Here is a 21,318-nt window from a genome sequence, read left to right on the forward strand (position 1 = left end):
CTGTTTGTTACATGTTGTGGGACGTGACTCCAATAAGTAGTTGGGGAAATAAAGGAGACTGTGAGTATTTTGAATTAACTCTGGAAGTCCTTGAATTTGCTCTTTATCTAAAAAAGCCAGCCTGTATAGAGAGTGCCTTGCATGGGTTGGGACATATGGCTATACACAATCAACGGGTTTACAAAATCATTGATGATTGGATTAAGCCGGCGCGAACTAGCCGATCTGAGTTGCTAGAATATGCTGCACAGGCGCGACATGGATACATTTTATAATCGATTTCGGCTCGAAAGAGCATGTGTTTGGTGTAGCGATCGCCGCGCTCATTTCCTCCCATAGCTTGAGCAACCGATTCAGGGGTGCAATTTGTACCACCCGTACAAATGAAGAACTGCCAACCAGACTGCGGAAAGTAAACCCGCAAGGCTGAGGGTAAGACCGCTAAATGATACTAATAAACCAAAAACAGGTATTACTGCGCCGGCGATCGCACAAATGAAAGCAGCAACAGACGCACGCAAATTTGCTCCTAACCCCCATGTCAATCCTAGTAAGATGAAAGAAATCAGCGTCCAAGCAAATTCGGCGTTTATTATACGGGCTAAATAAGTCAAACTCAATAGACAAGCAAAGAAAATCCCGCCAGCCAGGGTTACGTTTTTTAAACTCATTGGGATGGATAAATATAACAACAATATCCACCAGAGAAATAACGCCGGCGCTAGCAATAATAAACGGGGGATGATGCCAGTGTTCCGAATCGGGTCGGTGTTGGTATATACTCCAAAGGGATTTCTGACGGAAACGTTATCATCAAATATCCAAGTAAATTGAGTGCTTTTTCTGTCAACTTTAATGTCATTTGGTATAATACCGCTGGCAAAGTTAGCTCCAGAAAAGTTAGCGATCGCTATCAAGCGAAAGTTAGAAAGTAATTGCCCTTGGGCACTATAAACCCAACGCGATCCGCCTTGCGCTTTGTAGGTAACGCGAAAGCTAGTTTCTTCTTTTGGTTGCAAGCTAAATGCAAAGCTGTAATCACCGGCATTGGTTTGTTGTAATCTAGTACCGACACGCTCTACTTTATAGCTTTGCAGTAGGGAGTAGCCGTTAGGTGGCGGTACTTCAAAGATAAAATTATTAATATTCTCAAGTTGATTGATAACTTTGTAGTCAGCGCTGTAATCTACGCGATAAGTTGCACTCCGACCTTGAACGTCTGGAGTTTGGTCAAGCTTTACTTGAATTTGCGAACCAGCTATGGTTAAAAAGCGGTTTACATCTCGCGTTTCATTTATTTTGACTATTTTGCCATTAACTTGAGTTGTCGTGGTATATGGCTCTTTTATGATGTAGCGCACTTGCGGTGCTGATTGTTCTAGTTTATCTCCTGCGACCAAGAGAGCAACTTGAGCTACTTTTGCCTGTTCCCAGTGATGATAGCGATTGCTAAGAGTTGAGCAAAGAAAAAATCCCACCACCAGCAAAACTAATACCAAGGCTAGATGCTGGAATCCCCGCAAAAGCTCAGAATAACGAAGCCCCAATTCGCCAATAAATAAAGATTGTTCTTTTGGCGAACGACGCAGAGAAAAACTTAGTAGTGCGATCGCTATTCCCAAAGCGATCAGCAGAAATACTAACAAAACTGAAGCTTTGAGTATCTGGCTTCCCAAGTGAACTAGTTCAACAGGATGTGTTAAATCTGGCACTCCGGGAATGCCTTGAAAAGAAACAGACATTAGCTTTTGTCAGAATGTACACAATCAGACAGATGAAATTTCTCAAAAGTTTCTGTAGTTTACAAACCTGCAAGCAGACACTAGCTAAACTACCTATAGTTGTTTACCCGGAGTTTCCAGGTTTTATCTGAAAATAACGGTTAAACGATAGGAGTACCGTACAATAAATTTATGACTATTTTATTAAAGCTAGAAAAAATCAATCTAGCTCTGGAGTGCGATTTTCAGCTTATATGAACCACATTATTTTTATAGAAGCGCAAAGTCGAGGCAGGCAAGTGCGTATTTTGCCTTGGTTGTAGCGACTGCCGTCGCACTCGTAGCAAACGAAGAAATGAAGAAACTTGAGTGTGGTCTAGATACACGAAAATTGCTGTAATCTCAATTAAAAGATAAACTATGAACGCGAGTGCGTAAAAGTGCGATTGAGAAGGATAAAGTGATACGTTCGTATTGTTTATACATATCACTATATACGTTCGCTTGTAAAGCAATGTGTTTTTTATCCTTTATCCTTCTGCTTTATTAGTTATCACCCAAGAAGGAAAAATATGACTCAAATTCTTGATTATCTAAATATTGACTCGGAACGTCAAATTTTATGTGGTTATACAAATCACACTTCTCAAATCCAAATTATTCGGATTTCCAACATTCCCAATTGGTATTTTGAGCGAGTAGTTTTTCCCGAACAAATACTTTTGTTTGAAGCTTTACCAGAAGCTGAATTAGAAATTCATACAAGTACGTCGTTGGCTGATAAAATCTGCTGTACTGATTTACACCTTGATAATGATCTCGCACATTCTTTTACTAGTGGCTAAATCGTATCCAAAAAGCAAAATCCACCTACACATTAGTGTCAGGTGGATTTTTTAACTATCTTAGTGGAACCGGGCAGAATTGAACTGCCGTCCGCAATGGGTATTAACCCCCCACTCGTTCACAGGTTTAGCCTTTCTGACCCTCAAGGCGGGAATCGTTCATTATCCCGAACGTAGGATGCTCTGATTTAATCTTAGCTAGCAAGCCAACCAGAGAACGCTTGCTAGAGCATCCGTTGGGGGTTGGTCTCTAGCCCTTAACGGAGTCAAACTAGAGACGCTCGAACCTGAAAGAGGTGTATTAGGCTGCTACTAGAGCATCCTTACGAGCAAATTTTACGATGTTGTTCGCATTTACTTTTTTTTCGAGCCTTTGATTTACGAGAGCAGACTCACTCTCGACCTGAATCACAGAGCAGCTTTCGCCATCCCGTCGAAACCGTTACGGCCCCATGTCATATTTCGATTATAGTGTAGTATTTGGAAATTTGCAACAAAATGGGAGTGGGGAGTGGGGGGATGGGGAGAGGGGGGGGATGGGGGGAAAGAAGAATTATTCTCCTTGTCTTTTTGTCCTCCTTGTCCTCCTTGTCTTCTTGTCTCCTTGTCCCTAATCCCCAGTCCCCAGTCCCTAGTCACTAAGTCAACGCCTGGGCGCCGCCAACAACCTCTAGAATTTCTTGGGTAATTGCGGCTTGTCGGGCTTTGTTATAAGACAAGGAAAGAGATTTAATCAATTCGCCGGCGTTGTCGCTGGCGTTGTTCATTGCTGTCATGCGTGCGGCTAGTTCACTGGCGGCTGATTCTTGCAGCGCCCGCAATAGCTGGTTACTCAGATACAATGGCAACAGAGAATCGAGAATCTGTACTGGATCTTGTTCAAAAAGCATGTCGCGGGGAAAAGCGCGAACTGGGGTAGTGACTTTCTCGCGTTGCACTTCAAATTGACCGCCACGAGTTGTCAGGCGGAAAATTTCGTCGTCACCGGCTTCTAAACCTTGAACGTCTAAAGGAAGCAAAGTTTGCACTACTGGGCGAGAACTTACCAGGGAGATGAACCTGGTGTAGACTAGCTCTACGCGGTCTACGCTTTCTGAGAGGAACAAAGAAAGCAGTTGATCGGCAATTTGATTTGCCTCGGCTGCGGTAGGAATTTGCTCTAAGCCTGTGTAGGTTCCATCAATCGGCTGATCTCGGCGTTGGAAGTACTGAATGGCTTTGCGTCCTACCAATACAAATTTGTAGTTTACGCCTTCTGCTTTCAGTTCCTTGGCGCGATTTTCGGCACGACGAATGACGTTGGTGTTGTAACCACCGCACAAACCCCGATCGCCTGAAATTACCAACAACCCGACAGACTTGACATCGCGTTTTCTTAGAAGTGGCAAATTTGCTTCTTCAAACCGCAAGCGAGTTTGCAAGCCATATAATACTTGTGCCAAGCGATCGGCAAAGGGACGGGTAGCAATTACTTGTTCTTGAGCGCGACGCACTCTTGCTGCTGCTACCAGTCGCATCGCTTCTGTAATTTTTTGGGTATTTTTGACCGACTGAATGCGATCGCGTATTGCTTTGAGATTAGCCATAATCTGATTGCTAATTGCTAATTGCTAATTGCAAATTGGTAATTGGGTAAAAGGTAACAGGGCATATCAAGAGGGGAAAAGGGGGAAAATTTTTATTCCATTACCCATTACCCATTACCTATTACCTATTACCTATTACCCATTACCCATTACCTAAACGGTTGCCAAGAAAGTCTTCTTGTATTCGGTAAGTGCTTCTTTCAAAGCAGTTTCCTCAGCGTCGCCGAGTACTTTCTGAGTTTGTACTGCTTGGCTGTATTGAGGTTTGCTGCTCTTTAAGTATTCCCGCAGACCTTTGGTGAAGGAAGTAACTTTATTGACGGGAATTTCATCCAAATAGCCGTTAATACCAGCGTATAGAATTGCTACTTGCTCGTATACCGATAGGGGTTCGTTTTGCGACTGCTTGAGAAGTTCGCGCAAACGTTGACCGCGTGCTAACTGGTCTTGGGTGGCTTTATCTAAGTCAGAAGCAAATTGCGCGAAGGCTTGTAAGTCGTCAAACTGCGCCAATTCCAACTTGATTTTACCGGCAACTTTTTTCATTGCCTTGGTTTGAGCGGCAGAACCTACGCGGGATACGGAAATACCTGGGTTTACAGCCGGACGGATACCTGAGTTAAACAAGTCCGAGGAAAGGAATATCTGACCGTCGGTAATCGAAATTACGTTTGTAGGAATGTAGGCAGATACGTCACCAGCTTGAGTTTCGATGATTGGTAAAGCGGTCATGCTGCCTTTGCCCAATTCATCGCTGAGTTTAGCGGCTCTTTCCAACAAGCGGGAGTGGATGTAGAATACATCTCCAGGATACGCTTCGCGTCCGGGTGGACGACGCAGCAGCAAGGACATTTGGCGATAAGCTTGAGCCTGCTTGGACAAGTCATCGTAAATTACTAGGGTAGCTTTGCCGTTGTACATGAAGTACTCAGCCATTGTTGCCCCAGTGTAAGGAGCCAAGTATTGTAGTGTTGCTGGGTCACTGGCGTTAGCGGCAACAACTATGGTATAATCCATTGCGCCTTTTTCTTGCAATGTTTGCACCACGTTGGCAACGGTGGAAGCTTTTTGACCGATCGCCACGTAAACACAAATTACATCTTCTTCTTTTTGGTTGATGATTGTGTCGATCGCGATCGCAGTTTTTCCGGTTTGGCGATCGCCGATAATTAATTCGCGCTGACCCCGACCGATGGGAATCATCGAATCAATCGCGGTGATACCGGTTTGCATCGGTTCGTGTACGGAACGACGCGCAATAATACCAGGTGCGGGAGATTCAATCAAACGAGTTTCTGTAGTTTTGATTTCTCCCTTACCATCAATCGGACGACCGAGAGCATCAATGACTCGTCCAATCATCGCATCACCCACCGGCACTTGGGCAATTCTACCAGTGGCGGTAACGGAGCTACCTTCTTGAATATCGCGACCTTCACCCATCAACACCGCACCCACGTTATCTTCTTCTAGGTTTTGGGCGATGCCGATTGTACCATCTTCAAATTCTAGTAGTTCCCCAGCCATAGCCTTTTCCAGACCATAGATCCGGGCAATACCGTCACCTACTTGCAAAACGGTACCAACGTTAGCAACTTTGACATCTTGGTCATATTGCTCGATTTGTCTCTGAATAATGCTGCTGATTTCGTCAGGTCTGATGTTAATAGCCATGTGTCTATCTTTTTTGGGAAACTGAGAAAGTAGTTAGTGGTTAGTGGTTAGTGGTTAGTGGTTAGTAGTTAGTGGTTAATAGTTAGTGGAAAAATCAACAACCAACAACTATCGACTATCAACTATCAACTATCAACCAACAATTTATTACGATCCACTTAAGCGTAAGGAAAGACGGCGTAACTGACTCCGCAAACTGGCGTCAATTACTTGAGAGCCAACTTTAATGATTACACCACCAATCAAGTCACGGTCTATTTTTGTTTCTAGATCGACTTGACGAGCGTTGGTCATGGCGATGACTTTTTCTCGTATTGCTTGTTCTTGCTCTTGAGAAAGGGGAACGGTTGAGGTTATTTCTGCTAAGACAGTTTGATTTTTCTGTCTGAGAAGCGCTATATACTGTTCGCAAATTGGTTCTAGCAACAAAATGCGCCGTCTATCTACCAACAGCATCAAGAAATTGCGGAAGTTTGAGTTAGTGTCACCAACTACTTCGTTGATCACTGCCTTTTTTTTGTCAGGCTCAATAAAGGGGTTGCCGACAAAGCTTTGCAATTCTGGTGAATTTTTCAATAAATTCAACAAAGAACGTACATCTTCGCCGAATTCTTCTGTCTGGTTTTTTGACTCGGCTACTGACATTAATGCCTGTGCGTAAGGCTGGGCGATTTCGGCTGTTGCTATGTCGCTTTTCATCCTAGCCTCCCACCTGCGCGATGCTGCGGTCAATTAATGTTTGTTGAACGTCGTCGGCAATGCCACTTTGCAAATTAGATTCGACTTTTTGCAATGCTAGGGCAGCTACTCTTTGTCGCAGTTCGGCGATCGCTCGATCTCTTTCTGTATTCAAATCAGCTGCGGCTGTTTGTTTCAAGCGTTCTACGTCTTGTGCTGCCTTCTGTAACGTTGCTTCTCGCGCAGATGCCGCATTTTCTTCGGCTGCTTTGCGGATGCGTTGTGCTTCTGCTTGCGCTTGAGTTAACTGTTCTTGCGCTTTGGAAAGGGCAATTTGTGCCTCTTTTAAACGCGCTTCGGCTCCTTGAATTTCGGTTTCAATATTTATCCGCCGCTCGTTCAGGATGTTGGTTAAAACTTTACGTCCAAAGTAAAATAGTATGCCAATTAGAAGCGCTAAGTTAATCAGATTGGTTTCTAATATGTCTAGGTTTAGACCGAAACCACCTTCGCCTTCTGCCATTTCTGAGTGATGAACAGCGGCTTCTGCGGCAAGTAATATGAAAGTCCCCATGTTAGCCATTTACACGCTCGCGATCGCTTGCTGATTAATTTGAACTTTATCGATGAGAAAAAGTGCCAAACGACACTTAATTAAGCGCCCTTCAAGACTTTCGTTGAGATGCGCGTATACTTTCAACAGAACCAATGTTATAATCTGGAAGATATTACTTTATCTAACCAGACTTGTTGGTCCTAATAGTTTTTCTAGAATCTGCCTGCTGAGGGCATCAACTTGTTGTTCTAAGGATTGCATAGCTTCTTGCTTTTGCTGCTCGATTTCCACAGATGCTTGTTCGCGTTGAGCTTGAGCTTCTTTTTGCGCTTGGGCAATTTTCTCTGCGGTAATTTTCTTCGCTTCGGCTTGAGCTGCTTCTACAGTTGCTTGCGATTGCCTGCGAGCATCGGCTAGCTGCTGTTCGTATTCTTTAGTTAAGCGCTCGGCTTTTGCCAAGCGTTCGCCAGCTTCAAGGTTATTCGTCCGGATATAATTATCGCGATCGTCTAGTACCTTGGTCAGTGGCTTGTAGAAAATTGCATTCAACAAAGCTGCTAACAGCAAAAATTGCAATGCCATCAAGGGCAAGGTAGCATCGAAATCAAACATTTCTCTCCTCTACGGGCTGGAATAGCATTCTTTGATGGCTAGCTAATTCATCCAACCTTTGATATTCTATAGACCCCATAGCCAACCAGGGTCAACTTACATCATCGAAACGAAAGAGCCAATCGTGTAGATGTCAGTTGTAGAGACGGTTGGATGTGTAGCAGCTTGCGCTAACATCGTTCGCGTCTCTACACTAACAATTTTTAGGTCTTAGGAAAATGGGTTAGCAAACAGTAGCACTAGGGCAATAACCAGACCGTAGATGGTCAGGGATTCCATGAATGCCAGGGTTAACAGCAATGTACCGCGAATTTTTCCTTCTGCTTCTGGTTGACGCGCAATACCTTCTACTGCTTGACCCGCAGCATTTCCTTGACCGATACCAGGTCCAATTGCAGCTAAACCAATTGCTAAAGCAGCAGCGAGAACGGAAGCAGCAGAAACTAATGGATCCATTTTGATTTTCCTTATGAGAACAGAATGAACAATTTTCGGTTTTAGATTTTGAACAAAATCTAAAATTACATCAACTGAGAAGGTTTAATGCTCCTCATGCCCTTCATCACCGTGACCAGCTATTGCCTCGTGAATGTATGCTCCTGCTAAGGTAGCAAATACCAGGGCTTGAATGGCACTGGTAAATAGACCTAAAGCCATAACGGGCAAAGGTATAAACAGAGGAACCAATAGAACTAGCACACCTACTACCAATTCATCCGCCAAAATATTGCCAAATAGACGGAAGCTTAGGGAGAGAGGCTTGGTGAAGTCTTCGAGAATAGCGATCGGCAATAAAATCGGTGTCGGCTCTATATACTTCTTAAAGTAGCCTAAACCCCGTTTGCTAAATCCGGCGTAAAAATACGCTAAAGAAGTTAGCAACGCCAATGCGACAGTCGTATTGATATCATTTGTCGGTGCTGCCAATTCACCCGAAGGCAGTTTGATTAACTTCCAGGGAATTAAAGCACCCGACCAATTCGACACGAAGATAAACAAAAATAGTGTGCCAATAAACGGCACCCAAGGACGGTAGTCTTTCTCACCAAGTTGGTTTTTCGCCAAGTCCCGAATAAATTCTAGGGCATATTCCATCAAATTTTGGATGCCTTTAGGAATTCTCTTGGCGTTGGTAGTAGCAGCGATGGAAGCTATGACGAGAACGCCAATCACAAACCATGAGGTGAGAAAAACTTGTCCGTGTATTTTCAGATTGCCCAATTGCCAGTAGAGGTGATGACCTACTTCCAATTCGGCGAGGGGAAAAGAATTAAAGGCGTTTGAGACACTAAGCATGTGCATTCTTCAAGATTTTTCCCCAAAAAGCGAGGATTGGAGATATTGTCTTTGTGAGCCTGACTTTTAAGAATCAGGAATAAACGCAGTTTGCACCGTATAGACGATGAGCGTGGCTTTGTAAGTGAGAAATCCCAAGAATATTGGCAGGACATGTAAATCGCGCCATTGAGTCGCAACTACCATCAAACCAATAAACAGAGCAAAACGATCTTTGCTCAAACTTTTTTTTTCGCTACCTAGCCGCTCAACGTCTCTAGCCAGCAATTTTAAGTAAACCACACCCGCACACGCCCCTATCAAATAATTCAGGGCAATGTTTAGGGAATAAAAAATCCACACTGAGATAAAAATAATCCCGGTCAACACGAGTGTGATTTTCAACAACTTCTGAAAGAGTTGATAAAACTCTTCCATAGAAGAAGAGGCTGGTTCTGTATCCTCAAAACCAGGTTGAGCATCTTGTCGTGTTGTCGGCGTGGGGTTAATCGATTCGTCTGACAAGCTCACGGGAAGGAGAAACCAGTACAGCTAATTATGTTGACTGCACATTCAGTCAGCTGAATCATATCACGGTTGGGTAACAATACTTTAGGAAAAAACAATTAACTTCTTGTTTGGGAGTTGGGAGGAGCGGAGTTGGGAGTTAGGAGGAGCGGAGTTAGGAGTTAGGAGGAGCGTGGTTAGTGGTTAGTTGTCCCCCTTGTCCCCCTTGTCCCCCTTGTCCCCTTGTCTCCTTGTCTCCCTACCTTGGTGTTAACAATATCACCTGCTGCTCAAGGAGCGATCGCACTCCCTCTATCCCCAACTCCACACTTCCTAAAATCTCTCCTACCGTCGCTTTTCTATCACATTTTTGCAAAAACTCAAACTCGCTGTCTGACAAGTTGATAATTTGATAATCGTAGTTAAAAATACACTTACTCGGAAACCCATCAATACAAGGATTAAGTTCGGGAATCGCTGCTAATAAAGCATCATCAACTGACCAGTCTGCTTTTACTATGGTCGGACGACCGAGAAAAAACTCGTAATGGGTAACTTCTGGATCTAGTAATTCTATCAGTCGGTATAAAGAGCGATCGCTCAAACCTTGTGCCCGTTCGATTAACTCCGGTGCTTTGCTCAAAAGTCGCTGCAACTGCCAAAATCCCGGATTTGAAAAGTTAATAAACTCCAAACCCGAAGCATCAATTAATTCAAATAGCGTATCAATGTTGTAGTCAATCTCTTGGGGATGGACGTACATATCGGCAAAGCATTCATCCCGCTGGTTTTCCAATGCCCAACGTTGTTTTTCGTACTTGACAATTCGATTATTTTCTGGTAATGATGAAAATAATTGTCGCCCGACTTGGACACCATCGCGATAATCGCCGCGTTTGTCACCTTGAAGGAGTGCGATCGCCTTTTGCATAAGTTGAATTTCCCAGCGTCCCAACTCGCCATAGACGAAGATGTGCATCAACCCACCTGGGGCTAACTTTTTCGCCAAAGCTTGAATACCGCGAATTGGATCGCTTAAATGGTGCAGCACTCCCACACAGTTAATTAAATCAAACTCACCCGGAAGTTGTTCCACGTCGTACAAACTGAGGTGATGAAATTCTACTCTATTGGCTCCAGAACGTTTGCAGCGCTCTTTTGCAACATCTAAAGCACCAGCACTTAAGTCAATTCCGACAACCTGGGCTTGTGGGTTGAGATGTACCAAATATTCAGTACTCACCCCCGTACCGCAGCCAGCGTCTAAAATGCGGATGTCTTGCTTTTGCGGTTTTTGTCCGGTGCAGAAGTTGTAAGCGGCTAACCAATTCCAGCGCCAATTGTAACCGGGTGGTGGTTCATCTAGCAGCGGTTCTGGGGGAAAGGGGTAGGTATTGTAGAGTTTGGCGACAGCAGCGCTAACGGTTTGATCGGACATTTTTGGAGCAGTATGGCAGCATTTTTGAGTGTAGCGAATGCTGGATCATTTTTGATTAAATTAGAAGCCTGACACCCTCAAGGGTGCAGCTACACGAACGAAGTCCGCCTGCGCGGACTAATAAATTAAAAGCCTGCGTAGGCAGGCTTTGTTCGTATAGCCCCAGGCTTCTAGCCTGAGGGAGGGGTGTTTATCAAAGGTCACATTGATGGGTTTGGCAATATTTGGCGTTTTTGATTTCACCTTGCAAATTATTCAAAGAAATTATCTGCAAATTAGTCCCATTTTGAACTTCAGCAGTGATGTAAGCGAATTTTTGCCCGCGAGAAAACGTGTCTCTACCGACTTTGGCGACAGAACGAGAATTACGAAAATCGTTGGCAATTTCTGAATTATAAATATTTTGCAGCAGTTTCATGCCCTTAGCATTATTAGTGGTAAATTTTATGCTGGGGTCATTGCTGACTGTTATTCCTTCTTTAGTTACAGTCCCGTTTTCGGAAGTAGTATTTACATAAAAGTATAAATTACCGTTGCGACCTTCGTAACCATGTGCTTCGTTGTTATACTTCAGCGCTGATAGTTGAGGTCTGGTTTTTGCCCAGTTGAGGACAGTGTTAATGTTTTGTCCTGGTAGTGCGTTTGCAGGTGCGACAGTTAAGGCGATCGCACAAACGGATAAAGCAGCAGTTGATAATAAGTTAAATTTATTACGAGCAAACATCGGTTTCCTCTGTTATGTGAAAAATAAGTAGTTACAGTTTAGGCGATCGCTAAATTACGTTAGTGATTGCAGTCACACACGCGATCGCACAATTAGCATCTTGAATATTTCAAGGTTGTACAACAGGTATATTCTGTGTCAACCTGAAGGCAAGATTCGTGTTTGGTTTTGGTAAGCCATCAGCAGAAGTGTTCGCCCACATCAGGGCTAGAGTGAACAAAGCAGCATGTAATAGTAAGTAAAATTTATTACGCATAAATATAAGTTTTTTATAAGTGGACGTTGATATATACAGCTTCACTCACTTCTATTTCGCAATCAGCCGGGAAATTTATTTTTGAGCGATCGCACTCGTGCATTGCCTCAATAAAGCGGCAATTTATCAATCATTTTTTCGCGAGTATCATAAATGCTGTACAAATCCACGCGGCAAAATAAAGCGCTACACGACGCGGTAACGGGGGACTAATGGCTTATGGGGTGATTGGTTGGGAAGGTCTAGGCTTGGTTATATAGTTTTTCTAAGTGTTATTACGAGGAATAAGCATTTGATACATTTTAAAATATCCAGTATATTTGTTGAGGATATTAAATTCTTGAAAAGGTTAATTTATAAGGATGTTTGTACAGTACTGACTCAGAAAGTTTTGCAAATTAAAAAACCTAAACCTTGCCAGAAGTAATTAAAAAAAACTTCTGTCTAGATTCACTAAAATACGAGTATAAAAATACGTTAGTGAGTGTTTGACACTTATTTTTAGAAAGGCTAGTGCCAATATAAATTATAGTTTTCAAAAAGGATATTATATATAATGAATTTTAAGATGCATGATGATGGAACTCAAATTACGGTCACGAATCACAGATGTAAAAATCCAGAGTGTAACAAACATGATTTTATGCGTCGTATTTTAACTTCATTAACTCCAGATGGTTCATCTGTATTTAATGTTAACTCTTCAAAAAATCAAGTAACAGCTACAAACAATTATTTTGATTTTATAACAGAACCTGAATATGATGACGATGGTAATATAATAGATGTTCATTCAGAACCAAGAGAGGAAACTGATTATTACAGTTGGGATTTTGTTGAATGTCGGCATTGTAAAAAATATTATGTACTTCAAAGTTTGTACAGTACTTTAGCAGAAGAGAAATTTTTAAATTTGTATCCGTTATTTACTTTGGAAAGTTAAATTAAGTAATCTATTTTTAAAGGTAATTGAGATTTTGCGTTTTCCAAAGACGCAAAGTCTCAATTGAAAATAGTTTCATAATAAAATCTCCTGTTCAAGTAGTTATTAAATGTATAATTGACGACCTAGATGCTTATCAGTCAGTTTATAATGGTTGGAAAACACTTTCGGTACATCTGACCAAGACCTAGTAAAACAACTAGAAAAACAGTTTGGTAAATATCCGAGATAATTATAATATAATTGGAATTTTTCTATTTATTAAACATATTTTTAAAGCAGAAATTTAAATATATGCTTCTCAACGAATTCATCAGGTATAACAGAAACATAGAGATGAAAAAACGTCATTTATATTGGGCTAAACATCTAAAAATAGTTCCCTTTATTGCTATTATATGCTTACTGTCTGGTTGTGTTTCGTATAAAAGTCAAAGCCCTAATTATAATTCTTATTGCCAATCTAATTATCAGAATTATCAAAATTGTCAAGAAGAAGTAGATTGGGTTGCCACATTTATACAAACTTCAATATTTATTTTTTTGGTTTTTTGTATAACTAGCTATATAATTACCTCACCATCAGTATTAAGAACTACAAGAACTTTACAACAAGTTATAGAGCCAAATGCCGAAGACGAAAATAAAGCTACATATCTAAATGAACTTTTACGTTTAACTGGTGGATTTATTATTGGAGATAAAGTCGTATTTCAAGAAATTCGTTTTCATGAAAAAAATAAGATATATGAAATTTGCCAAAAAATACTATTAGAAGATGGAATTGGTGCAGATGAAATAATGTTAGCTTATTTTGGGAATTACAGTAATGACTCGAAAATATTTAAGAGTGCTGTATTCAGCCTAAATATGTATGTTTCAGTATGCCTGCTGGCAAGTAAATGTAACTCAGATTTAATAATAGGTTCTGATTTTTATATTTTTATAGAAGAAATTATAACCAAATTAAAAACTAATCCATCAGATTTTTGTGAACCTGATAATGTCACATTATCAGCAGATAAAATTCAAGCATATTTTAATGATATAAAAAGTCAGTTATAAAGGTGACATATTTAAAGAAAAAATGTAGTCTAACCTAGATTTACCGACATTCTCACCCATATTTGTCACCGTCACCTAAAAATCACCACTCTTCATAGTCCGCGAAGGCGGACTTTGTTCGTATAGCCGCGACTTCCAGTCGTCAGGCACTAACGACACAAAACTTAGGATTTCTCTCACAGACGCCTCCCATCCACTTGCCGAATCAGACGCTTGTAGATTACAGATTGTACACACTTCTTAATAAATACGCTCAGACGCCGCAAAACGTTCTAATCTAAAAGCTGAATGGGTTAAATTTTTTTGGCAGTTTTGAAAGTGGCACGGAAGTGGATGACCACACCGATGTGTCAAGCTGCAAACGAACCCAGACTTAACACATAAATAATTATGATGGGAGTTTTAGAAATCCGATGAGTGTTAAGGCAAGTGGTGGAAGCTCAGTTGCGCGTCCGCAACTATATCAAACTTTAGCTTTGTCAACAATTACCCAAGCGGAACAGCAAGACCGCTTTTTGGGAACCGGCGAACTGAAGGAACTCGAAAGCTATTTTGCATCTGGTGCAAAGCGTTTAGAAATTGCCCAGACGCTCACGGACAATTCTGAGATTATTGTCTCACGAGCCGCCAACCGAATTTTTGTCGGTGGTTCGCCAATGGCTTTCTTAGAAAAGCTCAAAGAACCAGAACTAGAGACTGTTGCTGCTGGGGGAATTGATGTAAAAGAAGGAATGAAATTAGGAAACGTCACCTACGTGGAAACTCGTGGCGGATTCCTGGAAAATTTACGTTCCATTTTTAACTCTTCGCCCAGCGGTCCGACACCTCCAGGTTTTAGACCAATCAACATTTCCCGTTATGGTCCTAGCAATATGGCTAAGAGCTTGCGGGACTTGTCGTGGTTTCTGCGCTACGCAACTTATGCGATCGTCGCAGGCGATCCCAACATCATATCCGTGAATACACGGGGATTGCGAGAAATCATTGAGAACGCTTGTTCTGGTGAAGCAACAATTGTTGCTTTGCAAGAAATAAAACTAGCATCACTCTCATTTTTCCGCAGGGATGCTGAGGCAGCAGATATTGTGACTCAGTACATGGATGTTTTGCTAGGAGAATTCAAAGCACCCACTCCATCAAATAAACTGCGCCAACGTCCCTCCAGCGACCAACAAGGGTTAGAACTGCCTCAAATTTACTTTAATGCGGCAGAGCGTAGACCCAAGTTTGTCATGAAGACTGGATTGAGCGCAGGTGAAAAAAATGAAGTAGTCAAAGCGGCTTATCGGCAAATCTTTGAGCGCGACATTACCCGTGCTTACAGTCAGTCGATATCTTACCTAGAATCTCAGGTGAAGAACGGTACAATCTCGATGAAAGAGTTTGTCCGACGCCTTGGCAAATCTCCCCTTTACCAAAAACAGTTTTATCAGCCTTTTATCAACAGCCGCGCTTTAGAATTGGCATTCCGTCACTTCCTCGGACGTGGACCGAGTAGCCGCGAAGAAGTACAAGATTACTTCTCGATTATTTCCAATGGCGGTCTATCTGCTTTAGTCGATGCTTTGGTAGATTCTCAGGAATATTCTGACTACTTTGGGGAAGAAACAGTACCATATTTGCGCGGTCTGGGTCAAGAAGCTCAAGAATGTCGCAACTGGGGACCGCAGCAAGACCTGTTAAATTACAGTGCGCCTTTCCGCAAAGTTCCTCAGTTTATCACGACATTCGCTGACTACGAACAGCCACTACCAGATCAACACGTTTACGGTTCTGGTAACGATCCGCTGGAAATTCAATTTGGAGCGATTTTCCCGAAAGAAACTCGCAACCCCAGCACTCGTCCGGCGCCTTTTGGCAAAGATACCAAGCGGATTTTGATTCACAATGGTCCCGGTATTTCTAACCAAAATGGCAATCCGAAAGCGCGTGGTGAATTCCCAGGTACGCTCGGTCCGAAAGTGTTTAGGTTAGATCAGCTACCCGGCACAAGAGGCAGAAAAGCACCAAGCGGTGTCAGTGTAAAATACTCGGAAAGCTCGACCCAAGCATTAATTAAAGGTGCTTACCTGCAAGTTTTTGGTCGCGATGTTTATGAAGGTCAGCGGCTGAAAGTAGCAGAAATTAAGCTGGAAAACGGTGAAATTTCTGTAAGAGAATTTATCCGTGCTTTGGCGAAGTCGGATCTGTTCCGGAAAATGTACTGGACTTCGCTTTATGTATGTAAGGCGATCGAGTACATCCACCGTCGCTTGTTGGGTCGTCCTACCTACGGTCGTCAAGAAAACAATAAGTACTTCGATATCTGTTCTAAGAAGGGCTTCTACGCGCTTGTAGATGCGATTATTGACAGTCCGGAGTACAGTGAGGCGTTTGGTGAAGATACAGTTCCTTACGAACGTTATCTGACTCCTCAAGGTGTTTCGCTGCGACAACTGCGCGTTGGTAGCATTCGCGAAGACGTCGGTAACAGAGTTGACAAGGAAGAAGCGCCGCGCTTTGTCGAACTTGGTGCTGTCGAAACTCGCTCAGAACCGGAAATTCAGTCCCGCATTAATCAAGGTGTTAGCAAGAAGCGCGAACAAACCAAAGTCTTCAAGTTGGTAGCAGGTCTTAACGATAAAGTTGCTGTGAAAACAGCGATTGGTGCTGCTTACCGGCAGATTTTCGAGCGCGATATTGCTCCATACATCGTGAAAAACGAATTTACGGCGTTAGAAAGCAAACTGGGTAACGGGGAAATTAACGTTAAGGAATTCATCGAAGGTTTAGGTGGTTCTAGTCTATACCAAAGAGAGTTCTACGCGCCTTATCCCAACACCAAGGTAATTGAACTGGGAACCAAGCACTTCTTAGGTCGTGCGCCATTAGATCAGGCAGAAATTCGCAAGTATAATCAGATACTGGCAAGTCAAGGGCTGCGTGCTTTTATTGGGGCGATGGTGAACAGTGTTGAGTATCTGCAAGCCTTTGGTGAAGATACAGTGCCTTACAACCGCTTCTTAACATTGCCGGCGGCGAACTACCCGAACTCTCAGAAATTGTACAACCAACTCACCAAACAAAACGATGATGTGGTTGTGCCCAGCTTTGAGACGGTGGAGCCGCGTATGGATGTGGCGAAAATGCCGCTTTTGGGCAAGGCGATCGCAGATTTGGCGGCGAGAACTCGCGAAATCGACAAAACCAAACCGCTGTTTATCGAACTCGGTCGTTCCTTCAACGACGGTCGCGGACAGTCGGTGGAAGTTGGTGTCGGTACAACTCGTCGCAAACCATCCCGCATTTACCGCATGACTGTAGGAACGGGTCAAGCAGAAATGCAGCAGGTGATGGACGCGATTTACTGTCAGGTATTGGATGTATTTAGCGGACAGGTTCCTGATTACTTCCGCCGTTCTGACTTGGAAAGCAAACTGCGGAATGGGGAAATCTCCGTGCGCGAGTTTGTGCGCGATCTAGCTAGTTCAGAAATCTATCGCAAACGCTTCTATACGCCTTATCCCAACACCAAAGTGATTGAATTCCTATTCCGTCACCTATTGGGACGCGCACCAGCTACTCAGGCGGAAATACGCACTTACAACAAGCTGCTGGCTGATGGCGGTTTAAAAGCCGCTGTAATAGCGATAGTCGAAAGCCCAGAGTACGCTCGTTACTTTGGTGAAGACGTAGTACCTTACAACCGCTTCCCATCTTTACCTGCGGGTAACTACCTCGGTAGCGTCCAAGCGGCTGCGGACTTGGTGAAACAATCCTGGTCTAGCTTGTCACCGTCTGTTATAACCGGCGGACGTGCTAGGTAGCGCTTAGGGGGACAGGGGGAGGGGGGGACAAGGGGACAAGGGGACAAGGGGGACAAGGAGAAATTTCTCCCCTCTCCCCCCCTCCCCCCCTATCCCCCTCTCCACTCCCCTCCCAACCTTTCGCAACAAAGCTTTCAGATTGTCTGTGCGACTGCAAATCTGAAAATAAATATTACAAAGTGTTAAGAGCAGTCATAATTGCTCAACATAATGCCCGAAAATATTTTGCGGAAGGTATCTGAGTTTTACGGCTTGTGTAGTTCTATTTACCCAAGTCAAATCGAAATTCCTAGCACAACACAAACAATTTTGCAAGTGTTTTGTCTAAGAAAACGAGAAAAACTCAGTCAATCCAAAAAGTCGCACCAGTTTAATCAAATTCTGGTTTCATTAGTACTGGAGGAATCCAAATCATGAGTATCGTCACGAAAGCTATCGTGAATGCTGATGCAGAAGCCCGCTACCTTAGCCCTGGCGAACTGGATCGGATCAAGAGCTTTGTTACAGGTGGTGAGCGTCGTCTTCGGATCGCTCAAGTTTTGACTGACAACCGCGAGCGGATTGTTAAGCAAGCTGGTGACCAACTGTTCCAAAAGCGTCCTGATGTTGTATCTCCCGGTGGCAACGCTTACGGTCAAGAAATGACCGCTACTTGCCTGCGTGACCTGGATTACTACCTCCGCCTGATCACCTACGGAGTTGTTTCTGGTGATGTAACCCCCATCGAAGAAATCGGTGTTGTCGGTGTTCGCGAAATGTACAAGTCCTTGGGAACTCCCATTGACGCTGTTGCTTCAGGCGTAACCGCAATGAAGAATGCAGCTGCCTCTTTGTTGTCAAGTGAAGATGCTGGTGAAGCTGGCGCTTACTTCGACTACTTAGTTGGTGCAATGCAATAGGTTGAACTTGTTTCTCTCTCGAAACAAAACAATTGCAATACGGTTGGAAATAAGGAATTAACAACATGCAAGACGCAATTACCGCTGTCATTAACTCTTCAGACGTTCAAGGTAAGTACCTCGATACCTCTGCTTTAGAGAAACTAAAAGGCTACTTCTCAACTGGTGAACTGCGCGTTCGTGCTGCTACCAGCATCAGCGCTAATGCTTCGGCGATCGTCAAGGAAGCTGTAGCAAAGTCCTTGTTGTACTCTGACATCACCCGTCCCGGTGGTAACATGTACACCACCCGTCGCTATGCTGCTTGCATCCGCGATTTGGACTACTACTTGCGTTATTCTACCTACGCTATGTTGGCTGGAGATCCTTCCATCCTCGATGAGCGCGTGTTGAATGGCTTGAAAGAAACCTACAATTCCTTGGGTGTACCCGTTGGTGCAACCGTGCAATCTATCCAAGCAATGAAGGAAGTAACTGCTAGCTTGGTAGGTCCTGACGCCGGTAAGGAAATGGGCGTTTACTTCGACTATATCTCCTCTGGCTTGAGCTAAGAGCTAGTCAGCGCTTAATGATTTAGGTGCGGCTTGATTAAGGTCTGGAAATCAATCGTGAGTGCTAGAAAGTTATTTCGCTTGTCTTTTTAAATTTAAATATTTGGAGTGATGAGTGTTAACTGTCTAGTATTGATGATTGATTTCCAGCCTTGGAGTGATTAATTTAAAGATTTGCGTAAAAAATACACTCCCATTTTTTAGACATAAAAAAGTTTTCACCAAAGATACAGGAGATTTAACCCGATGCGGATGTTTAAAATTACCGCTTGCGTTCCCAGTCAAACTCGCATTCGCACTCAACGCGAACTGCAAAATACCTACTTCACCAAGCTGGTTCCCTATGACAACTGGTTTCGCGAACAGCAGCGCATTATGAAAATGGGCGGCAAAATCGTCAAGGTGGAACTAGCAACTGGCAAGCAAGGTGTCAATACTGGGTTACTGTAATTCCTATATAACAAAAATTATTGTAGGGAGTTGCAAAGAGGTCAATGATGACCTCTTTTTTGTTTACGTAGTCGTGGACGGGGAAACCCCGCCCCTACTGTTTGGTATAATCTGTTTTTCAATTTGATCGCACGCTAGACAAACACCATTCTCTAATTGGATAATGCGTTTGATTTGTGTTGCTTTTGCTGCATAGCTGGGATTATCTAACAATTCACGCAATTCTTTTGCAGCCGATGAAGCTGAATACTGCTTGCGGGAAATGGTGCGGGAAGTTCCTAAGCGTTGGACTCGTGCTGCGTTGTCCGGTTGGTCGTGGCTGTAGGGCATTACGAGGGTAGGACGACCTGCCCGTAACGCTTGAGCTGTCGTACCAATACCTCCTTGATGAGGATCGCACCAAACCGACGCAGTTTAGCTAAAAATGGAAATGGAGCTAACACTGGCGGATCGTAAGCAGAGAAAAATGAAATCGGTGCCATAGCACTTGATGCCCATCGCATTTCTAATTTTTCTGCTACTAATGGAGCTGCAACAACTCCTTCACCAGCAAAGATAAAATCTGCATCTTTTGCACTGTCCATCAAGTCCGAATACATCTGGCGCAAACTCGGACAAATCCATTTTCGGATAATATATTCCGATCCTGTTTGCAAATCCATTACCCGTGCCATTTCTTGAGGATCGTTGAGCGCGGTATTGTCAGGACGCATCCGGTGAAACTCAAATCCCAAAGCTTCAATTTTAGCTTGATATTCTTTGTGGGTTGCAAACACAACATCATGACCGCGTTGCCGCAATTCGAGCGCGATCGCTATTTTCGGATGAAGATCGCCAAGAGAACCAATCGTGGTTACAACTATTCGACTCACTATTTTACCTGCTATATAAAACCTAGACAAGTCTAGACATTTACTTCTTTCTTCACAGGGAGCATGGAAGCGGTTATCCCTCGGAAAGCATTCACGCCTTAGCCAGACGCGATAGATTGATTGCTGCGTTCAAGTCGCGGTCAATAACAAAACCGCAATGACCACATTTAAACACTCGTTCTTTTAACGTGAGCGTTTCTTTTTTGCAGCCACAATTACTACAAGTCTTGGATGATGGATACCACCTATCCGCCAAAATTAGCACAGCAACAAACTTCTTGGATTTATATTCAAGTTGTCGCCTGAATTCATAAAACCCACAATCAGTAATGGATTGAGCAAGCTTATGGTTAGCCATCATACCGCTAACATTCAAGTTTTCGACTACTATTACAGCGTGGTTTTTGCATAAGTAGTTGGTAACTTTATGAAGTGAGTCTTTGCGAATGTTTGAAACACGGTTATGGTGTTTCGCTAGCTTGATTTTTGACTTATGACGATTGGCGCTGCCTTTCTCTTTTCGGGAATGAGCTTTCGACAATCGTTTGAATTTTTGGATATTTTTCTTGTAAGCTTTCGGATTAGGGAATGTAACACCAGTGCTGAGTGTAGCCAGTTCCTTGATTCCCAAGTCCACGCCTACAATATCTACAGATTTCGGTGTTAGTGGGCATTTTTGTTCATATGCAAATGCAATGTACCAGTCATCAGCTATCCGAGATATTGATAACTTAGTAGTCGTGGTATGGGGCAATCTTTCATAAGTTTTGACCCAACCTATAGTAGGTAGCTTGACACGCACACCGCCGACAGGGATGGGTTTACCACTAGCGTCAATAGTGAAAGAATCATTCTGACCT

21 protein-coding genes and 1 other RNA gene are annotated in these 21,318 nt (G+C 43.2%); 7 read left to right on the plus strand and 15 right to left on the minus strand.

Going from position 1 to position 21,318, the window contains the following annotated elements:
• Positions 1 to 353 precede the first annotated feature (353 nt).
• Positions 354 to 1,742, minus strand: a complete 1,389-nt coding sequence (locus AABK37_RS03185; protein ID WP_432550160.1) for a hypothetical protein — start codon at positions 1,740 to 1,742, stop codon at positions 354 to 356.
• Positions 1,743 to 2,293: 551 nt separating this feature from the next.
• Here AABK37_RS03185 and AABK37_RS03190 point away from each other — a divergent pair.
• Positions 2,294 to 2,566, plus strand: a complete 273-nt coding sequence (locus AABK37_RS03190) for a DUF1830 domain-containing protein (RefSeq protein WP_089127168.1) — start codon at positions 2,294 to 2,296, stop codon at positions 2,564 to 2,566.
• Between the two features lie 61 nt (positions 2,567 to 2,627).
• Here AABK37_RS03190 and ssrA read toward each other — a convergent pair.
• From ssrA to AABK37_RS03245, 11 genes are all read right to left on the minus strand, one after another.
• Positions 2,628 to 3,018, minus strand: a transfer-messenger RNA (tmRNA) gene (gene ssrA, locus AABK37_RS03195).
• A 186-nt stretch (positions 3,019 to 3,204) separates the two neighbouring features.
• Complete coding sequence (locus AABK37_RS03200) at positions 3,205 to 4,152, minus strand: F0F1 ATP synthase subunit gamma (RefSeq protein ID WP_432550161.1); 948 nt, start codon at positions 4,150 to 4,152, stop codon at positions 3,205 to 3,207.
• Between the two features lie 153 nt (positions 4,153 to 4,305).
• The gene (atpA, locus tag AABK37_RS03205) at positions 4,306 to 5,826 is read right to left on the minus strand and encodes a F0F1 ATP synthase subunit alpha (RefSeq protein WP_432550162.1); all 1,521 of its coding nucleotides are present in this window, start codon (positions 5,824 to 5,826) and stop codon (positions 4,306 to 4,308) included.
• A 147-nt stretch (positions 5,827 to 5,973) separates the two neighbouring features.
• Positions 5,974 to 6,525 (minus strand): ATP synthase F1 subunit delta, encoded by a 552-nt coding sequence (atpH, locus tag AABK37_RS03210; protein ID WP_432550163.1) that lies wholly within the window; start codon positions 6,523 to 6,525, stop codon positions 5,974 to 5,976.
• A gap of 1 nt (position 6,526) precedes the next feature.
• On the minus strand, positions 6,527 to 7,087 hold the full coding sequence (locus tag AABK37_RS03215; protein WP_432550164.1) for a F0F1 ATP synthase subunit B: 561 nt from the start codon (positions 7,085 to 7,087) through the stop codon (positions 6,527 to 6,529).
• Between the two features lie 150 nt (positions 7,088 to 7,237).
• Positions 7,238 to 7,672, minus strand: coding sequence for a F0F1 ATP synthase subunit B' (locus AABK37_RS03220; protein ID WP_432550165.1), 435 nt, complete (start codon positions 7,670 to 7,672; stop codon positions 7,238 to 7,240).
• Positions 7,673 to 7,882: 210 nt separating this feature from the next.
• Positions 7,883 to 8,128 carry an ATP synthase F0 subunit C gene (gene atpE, locus AABK37_RS03225; protein WP_008233924.1) on the minus strand — a complete coding sequence of 82 codons (246 nt, stop codon included), beginning with the start codon at positions 8,126 to 8,128 and terminating at the stop codon, positions 7,883 to 7,885.
• Between the two features lie 84 nt (positions 8,129 to 8,212).
• Positions 8,213 to 8,974 (minus strand): F0F1 ATP synthase subunit A, encoded by a 762-nt coding sequence (gene atpB / locus AABK37_RS03230; RefSeq protein ID WP_200819242.1) that lies wholly within the window; start codon positions 8,972 to 8,974, stop codon positions 8,213 to 8,215.
• Positions 8,975 to 9,034: 60 nt separating this feature from the next.
• Positions 9,035 to 9,478, minus strand: a complete 444-nt coding sequence (locus AABK37_RS03235) for an ATP synthase subunit I (RefSeq protein WP_039738800.1) — start codon at positions 9,476 to 9,478, stop codon at positions 9,035 to 9,037.
• Positions 9,479 to 9,713: 235 nt separating this feature from the next.
• Positions 9,714 to 10,892 carry a class I SAM-dependent methyltransferase gene (locus tag AABK37_RS03240; RefSeq protein ID WP_432550166.1) on the minus strand — a complete coding sequence of 393 codons (1,179 nt, stop codon included), beginning with the start codon at positions 10,890 to 10,892 and terminating at the stop codon, positions 9,714 to 9,716.
• 193 nt (positions 10,893 to 11,085) lie between these two features.
• Complete coding sequence (locus tag AABK37_RS03245; protein WP_432550167.1) at positions 11,086 to 11,616, minus strand: hypothetical protein; 531 nt, start codon at positions 11,614 to 11,616, stop codon at positions 11,086 to 11,088.
• 824 nt (positions 11,617 to 12,440) lie between these two features.
• On the opposite strand from AABK37_RS03245, the gene AABK37_RS03250 reads away from it, so the two are divergent.
• The 6 genes from AABK37_RS03250 (at position 12,441) to AABK37_RS03275 (ending at position 19,586) form a co-directional block, all read left to right on the plus strand.
• Positions 12,441 to 12,815: a hypothetical protein gene (locus AABK37_RS03250; protein ID WP_432550168.1), complete on the plus strand. Its 375-nt coding sequence runs from the start codon at positions 12,441 to 12,443 to the stop codon at positions 12,813 to 12,815.
• Positions 12,816 to 13,151: 336 nt separating this feature from the next.
• Positions 13,152 to 13,880 carry a hypothetical protein gene (locus tag AABK37_RS03255; RefSeq protein ID WP_432550169.1) on the plus strand — a complete coding sequence of 243 codons (729 nt, stop codon included), beginning with the start codon at positions 13,152 to 13,154 and terminating at the stop codon, positions 13,878 to 13,880.
• Between the two features lie 413 nt (positions 13,881 to 14,293).
• Positions 14,294 to 17,686: a phycobilisome rod-core linker polypeptide gene (locus AABK37_RS03260; protein WP_432550170.1), complete on the plus strand. Its 3,393-nt coding sequence runs from the start codon at positions 14,294 to 14,296 to the stop codon at positions 17,684 to 17,686.
• 413 nt (positions 17,687 to 18,099) lie between these two features.
• The gene (gene apcA / locus AABK37_RS03265) at positions 18,100 to 18,585 is read left to right on the plus strand and encodes an allophycocyanin subunit alpha (protein ID WP_039738783.1); all 486 of its coding nucleotides are present in this window, start codon (positions 18,100 to 18,102) and stop codon (positions 18,583 to 18,585) included.
• Between the two features lie 65 nt (positions 18,586 to 18,650).
• Positions 18,651 to 19,136, plus strand: a complete 486-nt coding sequence (apcB, locus tag AABK37_RS03270; protein ID WP_039738782.1) for an allophycocyanin subunit beta — start codon at positions 18,651 to 18,653, stop codon at positions 19,134 to 19,136.
• A 246-nt stretch (positions 19,137 to 19,382) separates the two neighbouring features.
• Complete coding sequence (locus tag AABK37_RS03275; protein ID WP_039738781.1) at positions 19,383 to 19,586, plus strand: phycobilisome linker polypeptide; 204 nt, start codon at positions 19,383 to 19,385, stop codon at positions 19,584 to 19,586.
• Between the two features lie 63 nt (positions 19,587 to 19,649).
• Here AABK37_RS03275 and AABK37_RS03280 read toward each other — a convergent pair whose 3' ends face one another.
• The 3 genes from AABK37_RS03280 to AABK37_RS03290 all read right to left on the minus strand — a co-directional run.
• Complete coding sequence (locus AABK37_RS03280) at positions 19,650 to 19,916, minus strand: glycosyltransferase (protein ID WP_432550171.1); 267 nt, start codon at positions 19,914 to 19,916, stop codon at positions 19,650 to 19,652.
• A complete protein-coding gene (locus tag AABK37_RS03285; RefSeq protein WP_432550172.1) occupies positions 19,916 to 20,458 on the minus strand; it encodes a glycosyltransferase in 543 nt (180 codons plus the stop codon). The genes AABK37_RS03280 and AABK37_RS03285 overlap by 1 nt, the downstream gene beginning before the upstream one ends.
• Before the next feature lie 91 nt (positions 20,459 to 20,549).
• Positions 20,550 to 21,318: RNA-guided endonuclease InsQ/TnpB family protein (locus tag AABK37_RS03290; RefSeq protein WP_432550173.1), on the minus strand; the 769-nt coding region annotated here is incomplete at its 5' end.

Origin of the sequence: Tolypothrix sp. VBCCA 56010 (assembly GCF_050875635.1) — a bacterium.
Taxonomy (GTDB): domain Bacteria; phylum Cyanobacteriota; class Cyanobacteriia; order Cyanobacteriales; family Nostocaceae; genus Hassallia.

What these genes read in the sequence shown, in the direction of transcription:
- AABK37_RS03185 (WP_432550160.1), bottom strand. Translation starts at nt 1,742, where the DNA reads ATGTCTGTTTCTTTTCAAGGCATTCCCGGAGTGCCAGATTTAACACAT.
- AABK37_RS03190 (WP_089127168.1), top strand. Translation starts at nt 2,294, where the DNA reads ATGACTCAAATTCTTGATTATCTAAATATTGACTCGGAACGTCAAATT.
- AABK37_RS03200 (WP_432550161.1), bottom strand. Translation starts at nt 4,152, where the DNA reads ATGGCTAATCTCAAAGCAATACGCGATCGCATTCAGTCGGTCAAAAAT.
- atpA (WP_432550162.1), bottom strand. Translation starts at nt 5,826, where the DNA reads ATGGCTATTAACATCAGACCTGACGAAATCAGCAGCATTATTCAGAGA.
- atpH (WP_432550163.1), bottom strand. Translation starts at nt 6,525, where the DNA reads ATGAAAAGCGACATAGCAACAGCCGAAATCGCCCAGCCTTACGCACAG.
- AABK37_RS03215 (WP_432550164.1), bottom strand. Translation starts at nt 7,087, where the DNA reads ATGGCTAACATGGGGACTTTCATATTACTTGCCGCAGAAGCCGCTGTT.
- AABK37_RS03220 (WP_432550165.1), bottom strand. Translation starts at nt 7,672, where the DNA reads ATGTTTGATTTCGATGCTACCTTGCCCTTGATGGCATTGCAATTTTTG.
- atpE (WP_008233924.1), bottom strand. Translation starts at nt 8,128, where the DNA reads ATGGATCCATTAGTTTCTGCTGCTTCCGTTCTCGCTGCTGCTTTAGCA.
- atpB (WP_200819242.1), bottom strand. Translation starts at nt 8,974, where the DNA reads ATGCACATGCTTAGTGTCTCAAACGCCTTTAATTCTTTTCCCCTCGCC.
- AABK37_RS03240 (WP_432550166.1), bottom strand. Translation starts at nt 10,892, where the DNA reads ATGTCCGATCAAACCGTTAGCGCTGCTGTCGCCAAACTCTACAATACC.
- AABK37_RS03245 (WP_432550167.1), bottom strand. Translation starts at nt 11,616, where the DNA reads ATGTTTGCTCGTAATAAATTTAACTTATTATCAACTGCTGCTTTATCC.
- AABK37_RS03250 (WP_432550168.1), top strand. Translation starts at nt 12,441, where the DNA reads ATGCATGATGATGGAACTCAAATTACGGTCACGAATCACAGATGTAAA.
- AABK37_RS03255 (WP_432550169.1), top strand. Translation starts at nt 13,152, where the DNA reads ATGAAAAAACGTCATTTATATTGGGCTAAACATCTAAAAATAGTTCCC.
- AABK37_RS03260 (WP_432550170.1), top strand. Translation starts at nt 14,294, where the DNA reads ATGAGTGTTAAGGCAAGTGGTGGAAGCTCAGTTGCGCGTCCGCAACTA.
- apcA (WP_039738783.1), top strand. Translation starts at nt 18,100, where the DNA reads ATGAGTATCGTCACGAAAGCTATCGTGAATGCTGATGCAGAAGCCCGC.
- apcB (WP_039738782.1), top strand. Translation starts at nt 18,651, where the DNA reads ATGCAAGACGCAATTACCGCTGTCATTAACTCTTCAGACGTTCAAGGT.
- AABK37_RS03275 (WP_039738781.1), top strand. Translation starts at nt 19,383, where the DNA reads ATGCGGATGTTTAAAATTACCGCTTGCGTTCCCAGTCAAACTCGCATT.
- AABK37_RS03280 (WP_432550171.1), bottom strand. Translation starts at nt 19,916, where the DNA reads ATGCCCTACAGCCACGACCAACCGGACAACGCAGCACGAGTCCAACGC.